General features: G+C 63.9%; 8 protein-coding genes. 4 read left to right on the top strand and 4 right to left on the bottom strand.

Features of this window, described 5'->3' with window-relative positions; all coding sequences use genetic code 11:
• Positions 1-691 precede the first annotated feature (691 nt).
• The gene (locus RCH11_RS17870) at positions 692-1,246 is read left to right on the top strand and encodes an RNA polymerase sigma factor (protein ID WP_327058378.1); all 555 of its coding nucleotides are present in this window, start codon (positions 692-694) and stop codon (positions 1,244-1,246) included.
• Entirely contained in the window at positions 1,243-2,337 is a 1,095-nt protein-coding gene (locus RCH11_RS17875; RefSeq protein ID WP_327058379.1) for a CU044_5270 family protein, read from the top strand. Before RCH11_RS17870 ends, RCH11_RS17875 begins: the two co-directional genes overlap by 4 nt.
• A 414-nt stretch (positions 2,338-2,751) precedes the next feature.
• Here RCH11_RS17875 and RCH11_RS17880 read toward each other — a convergent pair whose 3' ends face one another.
• Both RCH11_RS17880 and RCH11_RS17885 read right to left on the bottom strand, forming a co-directional pair.
• Positions 2,752-3,198, bottom strand: a complete 447-nt coding sequence (locus tag RCH11_RS17880) for a cytidine deaminase (RefSeq protein WP_327058380.1) — start codon at positions 3,196-3,198, stop codon at positions 2,752-2,754.
• Between the two features lie 121 nt (positions 3,199-3,319).
• The gene (locus tag RCH11_RS17885; protein WP_327058381.1) at positions 3,320-3,826 is read right to left on the bottom strand and encodes a hypothetical protein; all 507 of its coding nucleotides are present in this window, start codon (positions 3,824-3,826) and stop codon (positions 3,320-3,322) included.
• A gap of 569 nt (positions 3,827-4,395) precedes the next feature.
• On the opposite strand from RCH11_RS17885, the gene RCH11_RS17890 reads away from it, so the two are divergent.
• Positions 4,396-6,666, top strand: a complete 2,271-nt coding sequence (locus RCH11_RS17890) for a beta-glucosidase (RefSeq protein WP_327058382.1) — start codon at positions 4,396-4,398, stop codon at positions 6,664-6,666.
• Positions 6,667-6,692: 26 nt separating this feature from the next.
• Here RCH11_RS17890 and RCH11_RS17895 read toward each other — a convergent pair whose 3' ends face one another.
• Positions 6,693-8,156 (bottom strand): MGDG synthase family glycosyltransferase, encoded by a 1,464-nt coding sequence (locus tag RCH11_RS17895; protein ID WP_327058383.1) that lies wholly within the window; start codon positions 8,154-8,156, stop codon positions 6,693-6,695.
• 189 nt (positions 8,157-8,345) lie between these two features.
• Entirely contained in the window at positions 8,346-8,858 is a 513-nt protein-coding gene (locus tag RCH11_RS17900; protein ID WP_327058384.1) for a GNAT family N-acetyltransferase, read from the bottom strand.
• 212 nt (positions 8,859-9,070) lie between these two features.
• On the opposite strand from RCH11_RS17900, the gene RCH11_RS17905 reads away from it, so the two are divergent.
• Positions 9,071-9,364 carry a hypothetical protein gene (locus RCH11_RS17905; protein WP_327058385.1) on the top strand — a complete coding sequence of 98 codons (294 nt, stop codon included), beginning with the start codon at positions 9,071-9,073 and terminating at the stop codon, positions 9,362-9,364.
• The last annotated feature ends 187 nt before the right edge of the window (positions 9,365-9,551 follow it).

Here is a 9,551-nt window from a genome sequence, read left to right on the forward strand (position 1 = left end):
GCCAATACGCTTATTCATGGGAATCCTCACGGGACACAGTTGTAGTTGTTGCCACCGGCGCGGCCGTTCACAATCCGAACAAGCTCGATGTCTGCGGCGACCGGCGCACCGGTTTGACAATCGCGGACCGTGGTTTGGCCTATACCTTGAATCACGTTGAGATGTTGTTCAGGAGCTGAGAAGGCGGCAACACCCCATGCGATCGCTGCGCTCGGTGGGAAGAGCGGATCACGGTGGTAGCGGTAGGACTGGCGGAACTCCCAATTCTGGACTCCACGAGGTCCCTTCAAGAATTTCTAACCACCTTGTATCGGGGTATCGGTTGGAATGACCAGCGCAATATTTCCCCCTAAAAACGGTGATTCAGATACGACGAAGTGAAGGCCATCTCACCTCAGACCGAACAGCTGTATGCCCTAATGAGCATCGACAGGTGCAGTGAAAATATATTCACTTTCTAACAGACAGGTCGTTCCCCAGCCACTCCCCCAAACGGCCTAATCCACACCGCGAGATAGATTGAGGCCGCCCATAAGCCGAACCTCTTATGCGACAGTCGGCGTGCTGCCTGGTTCGATGAAGCTCGTGCCGATCCAGGGCGAGGCCGACTTCTCGCGCGAGGATCTAGCCAACCGGCAAAAGATTTTGAACGGTTTTGTAATGCGAGGGCGACTAGGGGACAGGTAAGGGTATGAACTCGCCGCCACTTCCCCAGGATCAGGAACGATTTCGGGCCCTCTACGACGCTACGTACGAGCCGGTCCTCCGGTTCATTCAGCGCCGCATCCCCGAGGAACACCGCGCGGAGGACGTGACCCACGAGACGTTCCTTGTCGCCTGGCGTCGACTCGATACGCTCCCCGACACCGCAGAAGACGCCCGAGCATGGCTCTTCGGGGTAGCCCGCAAGTGCCTACTCGCCGAAGGAAAATCGCGTTTCCGACGAACCGCGCTAAGCGTTCGCCTTTCACTGGAAGTCCGCACCCAGGTAAGCGACGAAGGTCTTGGCGCTTTCGACCGCGCCGAGTTCGCCCAGGCATGGAACAAGCTTCGCCCCGCCGAGCAAGAGGCTCTTGCGCTCGCGCTGTGGGATGACATCTCGTCAGCGGACGCCGCACGCATTCTCCACATTTCGACGGCCGCCTATCGGACCCGCTTGAACCGTGCACTCACTAGCTTGCGGCACCACCTCGACATTTTTCCCCCGGCGGTACCGACCCGCCCGTACCTGAGGACCCACTCATGAGCATCAACCTCGACACCATTGTCCGCACTCACAACCCTGCCCACACGACGTCACTCGACAGCGATCAGCGCATCCGTGCCACCGCGCGCCTCGACCAAATCGTCGCCTCCCCCCGGAACGCCGACATTGTGCGCAGCCGTCCCCGTGTCCGGAAGACAGTTCTCGGTTCCGACCGAGCCAGCCAGACACGGCGCGCTCCGGGCGGACGCCGGCTGCGCAGGGCGAGCTGGATCACCGGCACGAGCCTGGCCGCGGCCGGAGTCGCCGCCGCTCTCGTCCTCGGCAACATCGTGGGCCCGGCCGGATGGCGCGGTGGAGCCGATGCTGCGGCCGCAAGCACCCTGAACGACGCAGCCGCCGCCGCCATCAAAACCAGTGATCCCACAGTCGGACAGGGCCAGTTCCTCGAAGTCGCGACGCACGCCGCCTACGCGTCCGTCACCGTCACGCCGGACGGCACTCCCGCTACGTTCCTAGCCTCCCAAGACAGCCAGCTTTACATCCCGAAGGATTCCTCGCAGACATGGACCTGGATCCGGGATGCACGCGTGCCAGTGCAAACATTTGGGGCCGAATCAGAGAAGGCGGCAGCGGCAGATCCGCCCTTCCCCGCCGAGAGGGTGCTCCTTCGATCGGGTGCCTTCTACGGCCCGGCCAACCTGACCTCAGCATCCCTGGCCGCGCTCCCCACCGACCCGGCACAGCTGCTCAACTACATCTACCGGACCACCCTCGGTCAGGGAGTGTCTCCCGACGGTATGGCCCTGACCTGGATCGCCGACACCCTTCGATCAGGTCTCGTGCCCGCGGGCATTCGAGCCACGATGTACCGGTCGGCCGCTCTCATTCCCGGGGTCACTCTGACCCAAGGCACAGCCAACCTGGATGGACGCACCGGCGTCGCCATCGGCCGCGACGAAACGGACGGTATCCGGCAGGAAATCATCATCGACCCGAACACGGGCCTGGTCATCGGTGAGCGGCAAATGTTGCTCAAAGCATTGGATGGCCTCCCCGCCGGAGCGACCATGGGTTGGACAGCCGTCACCACCACCGTCGCCGCCAGCGTGCCCTCGGGGGCGAGCAAGTGACCCGCGGCACCGACAGTGCCAACACCAATGTCCTCGACATTGCTCCAGTCACGGCAGGCTCGGCGCTCTCAGCGCTCACGACCCGAACGGGAGCAACCACCACCGAATCAACTGCGGACGAACCGCCCTTGACCCGGTGGGTGGACGTCACCTGGAGCATGGCCAGTGCTCTGAACCAACCAACCTAGGTGGCCCTGCCCCCGGCAAGAAACCCGCCGCCATCCCACCAGCGCAGGGTTACGGAACCATCGAATTCTGAATCCCCTTGTAACGTCAGCCCGACCGTCAATGTGCGGTGTGGCGGGCGACCTCAACGGGAACGCTCATCGGGCGGCAATCAGGTGATTACCCGTCCTGAGCCCCGCATGCGTCGTCGGAAGCGAGCCTTTGATCGGCGACAGGATGTGGATAACGCTATTCGGCGTGTTCCTTCGTTGTCGGCCAGTGCCCGTCATCAGAAAAAGAAGCTGCCCAATAGTGAGGGTTCAGCTCCTTGAGCCTTCGCCCGCTCCAGCCTCTGGGGTCGGCAGCATCCGCGGCTCCAACTTCAACTTCGGGCCCCCACAGCGCCAATCGTTCCTGGCAGAGGCCGCACGGAGCGAGAACCAGATCATGTTGGCGGTCTTTGGCGCGATTGACGCAGATCGACGCGATTACTTGACGCCCTTCGGTGTACGCCTGAGTGATCGGACCTACCTCGGCGCATAATCCCGCTCCGGAATTGATATTGTCCAAAACGATACCCACCCGGATGGATTCATCATCCATTCGAAGGGCTGCAGCAGTAGCCCACTCTGACGATGCAAGGCGGCTCTCGATGAGACCAACGGCAGCGTTATACAAAATCTCGTCAACTGGCATGGCCTAAGCGTGCCATAGGGGCTCAGCTCCAGCGGGTTTTTGACATCTGAACGGTTTAGTCAGCACCGTCCAAACCTGTCTTACAAGCGGAACGATGACCGGCAGATGGAATCAATAGGACCTACCCGCCTGCCAGTAAGCCAATTACCAATGAAACAGCGATGAGATCGCTGGCGACGCCACCAACGCGAAGCCACAGCGCGGAGTCGGTTAGAGCGACGATGGTGGTCACGAGGAGGGTGGCGATCGTGGCGAATGGCGCGGTCACAGCTACCCCGTACCGGAGACTCCCGTTCGGGTCAAACGGTGTGGGCACCACCCACGCCAGGATCCCTAACAGCATCAGTAGCGTCAGTGCGATCAGCGGTGCAACGATCCGCGGACTCGACACCCGTCGCTGAATACCGATCCCAATCCCACCGAAGATCCCGCCGACAACAACCCCCATGACGATACCGATCCACCCCGATGCCGGTGCTCCGCCTTCCACTGGCCAGCCGATAACGGCCGCAATATAGAACGCCGCTAACAAACCGCCGGTCACTGCGGCGGTTGCCGATCCCGCAGCGAACCACAAGGCATGCGGGTGGCCAGTTGTTGAAGTCGTTGCGTCGGTACGAGTGCTCACTACATTCCTCGCCGTCAGGCCCGGTTCACTTTCTCCCGCTGCCTCCTGCCCGCAAGCCGGGCCATCAGCGCCACAGGTCGAAGGCAAATCCTGCCGACGGCGTTACGGGAGAAGCTGTGTCACTCGGGAACGGCCTCCGGGTGTGAAGATCGAACTGCGATAGTCGAGTCGGACCGGGGAATTGCAAGAATCCCAAAACTCCAGGTTCAAGAACCAAGATAAAGCCCTTCAGCCGGATCATCATCCACAGGCTCCACGGAGGGTACGTTGAGGCTGTGGAAGCGTTAATTGCGCACCGGGGCACGCTGGGGCGAATCAATCAGAGAGTGCGGCAGCTGTTGAGGATTTCGGCTCTGGGTGGTGGCAACTCTCATTTTTGATCGCGTCACCGTGACAGTAATCGCAGGTTCTCAAAGAGACTTGTGTCGAAGTCCGAAATCACTCCATCCGGCAACGAGTAACCGGACTTCGCCGCTCGGCGCCCGCTCACTCAACGCACCGCGGGTCCAGCGGCAAGGCCGTGTTTTTGCGGTTGCGCATACACCGAATGCAGAATTCAGCGTGGAGAGATGGCAGCAGGGCATCGGGCTGCACGAGCGCAGAAGCGGAGGAGCGTCGGCGCAGGACCAGCGTCGACGAACACGATGACCGCGGAGGGAGGCGCCTACGGCGAGGCAGTCCGGGCAGTCCGTGCGGGCGAGGTCAGTGCGGATGAGGCTGCGGACGAATTGATCGGCCGGTTGACCGATGGAGAGATTCTCGGACTGCTCGATGGGGACTCTCCCAAGTGGTTGCTGCTGCTCATCCCGACGCTCCTCGGTCGGCGCCCGTTCGTGGCTGGGGCGGTCTTGCGGCTCGGAATTCCGGGCATACGGTTTAGCGATGGTGCCCGCGGCGTGGTGATTGGCGCCTCCACCGCCTTCCCGGTTACGATCGCGCGGGCTGCGACCTGGGATCCGTGGCTCGAGGAGCGGGTCGGCCTCGCGATCGGTCTGGAGACTAGAGCGCGCGGCGCCAACTACTCCGCGTCCGTCTGCGTCAACCTGCTTCGCCACCCTGCGTGGGGCAGGGCGCAGGAGTGCTACGGGGAGGATCCGGTGCTCACCGGCCGGATGGGATCGGCCATGACCCGCGGCATACGCGTGCACGTGATGGCGTGCGTGAAACACTTCGCTCTCAACTCGATGGAGAACGAGCGCTTCGAGGTCGACGTATCGGTCGACGAGCACGCCCTACACGAGGTGTACCTGCCGCACTTCAAAGCCGTAGTGGATGCCGGCGCCGATTCGGTGATGAGTGCCTACAACCGGGTGCGGGGTGAGTACATGGACGTCAATCGCGCCCTGCTCACCGATGTGTTGCGGCACGAGTGGGGCTTCTCGGGGTTCGTGACGAGCGACTGGGTGTTCGGCACCCACGACGCGGTTGCCAGCCTACAAGCGGGAATGGATGTGGAAATGCCGCTACGACTGCTGCGCGCCCGTGAGCTTCCGGCGGCGCTGCGAACGGGTAACGTGGCCCGCGCGACTGTGCTGCAGTCCGCGCGCCGCATCCTGCGCACGAGCGTGCTGCATGCCGCGACCCGCGAGGTGGCGAGTCCCAGCGCCACTCCCATTGCCTCCCCGGCACACCGGGCACTGGCCAATCAGGTGGCCACGGAATCGATCGTGCTCCTGAAGAACGACACCATCGGCGCGGCGGCGCTGCTGCCGTTGGCAGCGGGCACCCGGCATCTCGCTATGATCGGCCGGCTGGCGGCGCGGGCGAACCTCGGCGATCACGGCTCGTCACGCGTTCGACCCCCCTCAACGGTCTCCCCGCTGCAGGGTCTGCGCGAGGCACTTCCCCGGGTGCGAATCACAACCAATTCCGGGCGGAATGTTCGCGCCGCGGCCGCGGTGGCAGCCGAGGCGCAAACGGTGATCATCGTCGTCGGCTTGGACCAGCACGACGAGGGCGAGTCAGTCGTCACCGGCGGCGTCGACGTGGGCGTGCTCGGTCGGTCGTTTGGTTCTGGTCCCCTCCGTCGGGCGCTCATTGGTCTCGCACATCTCGCGTCGCGCTTCGTCCGAGGTGGCGACCGAAGCTCGCTCGACCTGCGCCCCTCCGATGTGCAACTCATCCGCGCGGTCGCCGCCGCCAACTCCCGGACCATCGTTGTGCTGATCGGCGGCAGCGCGATCCTGACCGAGGCCTGGCGAGACCGCGTGCCAGCGCTCCTTCTCGCCTGGTACGGCGGGATGGAGGGCGGCCACGCACTCGCGAGCGTGATCACCGGCAGCGCGGAGCCCGGCGGACGGCTGCCGTTTGTAATCCCGAAAGACGCCGCGCATCTGCCATCATTCAACAGCGCGGCGAAGTCTGTAATCTACGACGACAAGTGGGGTCAACGCCGGCTCGACGGCGAGGGACACGCGCCCGCGTTCCCGTTCGGGTTCGGCCTAGGCTATACGACGATCGAGCACCAGCTTCTCGACCACAGGTTCGACGACACGGGCGGCAGCGCGAACGTACTCGTGACGAACACTGGCGACCGCGAGGGATCGACCGTCGTGCAGGTCTACGCCGCGGACGTGTCGATTCGCAGGCCGGTGGCCCAGCTATTGGGATTCCGGAAGGTGACGCTGCAGCCCGGTGCGGAGACGACCGTGCAGGTCACACTGGATGCAGGGCCAACGCTGCAGCGCGATCCGGCGACACGGCGCTGGTCTCCCCGCGCGGGCGACTGGGCCCTGCTCGCCGCCCAGCACAGCCCGGTCAGCTGGGCGGATGCAGGCCCGTTGCGACGCGCTGAGGGATCGATCGACGAGGACGGCAGCTCGGACGGTCGGCTGGCCTGAGGTCGGTACAGGTCGTGTCCCGCCAGTCACCCGGGGAGGATTCGAAGCGATGCCGAGAGCCCCTCGACGCGGACGGGCAGCACGTCGTCGCCCCGCAGCATGGCTCGAAGCAACCGCCGCGCCTCCCACCGAAACGACACCGGCGTTTGGTCGCGCCGCAACACCAGACCCCCGTCCGGTGTCGCGTATCGTTTCTGCAGATCACCAAGCTCCTCGGCTTGCAGAAGCGCAACCGTGCTGCCCACAGCCGTGTCGATCAGGCGGACCAGCGAGGACGGCCCCGTCAGATCAGTCGCGACAACGCGCCGCTCGCTCGCGGCGAGGATTGTCTTCTGCGCCGCGCGGCTCACGACCAGCGGACGGGATGGCCCGTCCAGAAGGCCGCTCAGCACGTCCGCCGCAGCGTCAGGGCGGCCGGTTCTCAGCGCCGCCGCCTGCATCCGCTGCAGCAGCCCCGGCTCGCGCAGCACCTCGTCGATCTTCCAGCCGATCGTGGCGGCAGTGTTACAGCGGACGGCCGCCCCCTGCTCCATCAGGTAGTCCCCGTTGCGAACCTCCTGCCCCGGGATGGGGTTCACCAGCACCATAGGCAGCCCTGCGGCCATGCACTCCGACGCCGACAGCCCGCCCGGCTTACCCACGAACAGGTCGGCGCGGCGCAGTAGCTGCGGCATTTCCGCCGTGAATCCGAGCACGCGATAGCGGTTACCCGCGGGTGCCACGAGCTGCTCGATACGCTGCCGCAGTGCGTCATTGCGTCCGCACACGACCGTTGCCGTGAACGGGGAGCGCATGTGCAGCGTCTGCCGCACGACCGCGACCGCGTAGTCGCCGCCGCTCGCGCCTGCGGAGATCAGCAGCATCGGGGGCTCGTTGGCATCGCGCGCGGGCGCGACATTCAGCTGTGTGGCGATCGGGATGCCTGTGGCCGCGACCCGGTCGGGAGGCAGGCCGAGCGCCGTCAGCTCCACCCTCGCCTCCTCCCTCGCCACGAAGAGCGCGTGAAACACACCCGTGAGCCACAGGCCCTGAAAATCGTAGTCCGTCGTGACGACAGCGGTCCTGGCGTCAATCACGCCGCGAAGGAGCAGTGATGCCATCAACTGGGCCGGTAGGAAATGCGTGCACACGATCGCGGTCGGTCGGAATCGCTTAATCGCGCCGATGACCGGAAGGGCATTCGCCCGTGTCCAGGGGTCGATCGGGCCGCGGCGCCGAAACGGCGGGTCGCTGATGTCGTACCCCCACTCGACCAGCCACGGCAAGTCCTTGACCAGGGCAAAGTAACCCTTCCCCAGCATGTCGCGGTAAAGCACGCTGCTCTTCTCCAGCACATCCAGCACCTGCACCTCCGCGACGTCGGCGCGCGTGGCACACGCCTGCTGAACCGCCGCCGCGGCACTGTTGTGCCCCGATCCCACCCCTGCGGACAGAATCAGTAAGCGCTCCCCTTCAGCGGTGGTGAGGCCGCGTGCCGACATCCTGCGCATGAAAAGATGCTATCGGGCCGCGTCACCTCCCCACCCACCGATCCGGGGCATCCTCGCTCCCAGCAAGGCGTCAGGGGCGCTTCTCATCGACTTCTTCAGATGCCCGCAAACGGAACCGCTAATGCGACACCGGCACCGCTCATACGACACCCGCAAGCGGAACTCTCTGCGAGATAGATGGCTACGAGTTCAATCCCGGTTGGGACCGCTGTCGGAAGCAGGATCGGTGAGCCTGCGGCGATAGTAGATCTTTTCGTGATCGCGATGGGTCTCGCTGAATCCAGCCTTGACCAGTACACGCTGACAGGGTTCGTTATCAAGGTCGGTGTCCGCTTCTGCGATCGTCGCCCCGCGGTCCATCGCAACAGTTAAGGCTGCGACGACTGCCTCCGTTGCAAGACCAACGCCTCGCGCGGATGGCACCAGGCCGTACCCGAACTCGACCCGACCCGAATCGTGGGGCGGCCCGAAGAAGCCGAGGCCGCCAATGGCGAGACCATCTGATCGGCGTCGAATCTGGTACATCGTGAATACAGGGTCCGGATCGGGATCGGCCGCCAGGCCTTGCAGCGGGGCGAGTTCATCCTCGAACGGGTATTCCGCATGCCAGGCGTCGTTGGCGGCAGGGTCGCGCGCGATAATTCGACGTGCCAGTTCTGGCGAAATGCTCTCGAGAGTTAGCCGTGCCGCATCAACCTTCACGGCTCCAACACTGCCACAACCAGTCCCTCACGAAACGCTCTGGAGATGCGCAAACTCCACCGACAGCGGGACCTATTACGGACGGCAAAAGGGCGAAGATTGCTGGTCTGGCCTATTTCACGAGAACTAATCGCAGGCGGAACGGTCGAACGATAGCCTTTCGGCATGTCGGTAGCCAGACGTGGGCGCGTTATCGCAAAGAGGAGAATTGCATGGCGAATTCAAAATCGGGCTTCTTCTCCGGCTTCGTGCTGCTGACAGTGCGAGGCGTGCTCCTGTGGGTAGTGCTACCTCTCGGTTGTGCTGCGTGGGTCCTGGTCGCCCCATGGCTGCATAAGCGGGGCATCAAATTTGGGCAGTTCCTGGGTTGGATCGACATCAACCTCATCGTGCTCGTCCAGCGCAGTCTGCTCCGACCGTTTTACCGAAAAGTAACGCCGCCTTGGGTTCCAGCAACAGAAATGTCGGGCGTAAAACACCGTGTCGGCATGATCGACCTGTACTAACCCGGAGGTTGCTTCTCAGAGCGATGAGACGAACTCGCCCATTAGCCGGACGATCAGCGGGCTACTTTTTCCGGTATCGCTGCAGCCCGGCGGAGACCACTTTTCGACCGATGCGGCCGCCGGTAAGCGGAACGGCCAACGGGACGGATCTGGTTGCAATTCGCCTGACAACTGCGCGTGCCGACGC

It is taken from the genome of Glaciihabitans sp. GrIS 2.15 (assembly GCF_035984695.1).
Taxonomy (GTDB): Bacteria; Actinomycetota; Actinomycetes; order Actinomycetales; family Microbacteriaceae; genus Lacisediminihabitans.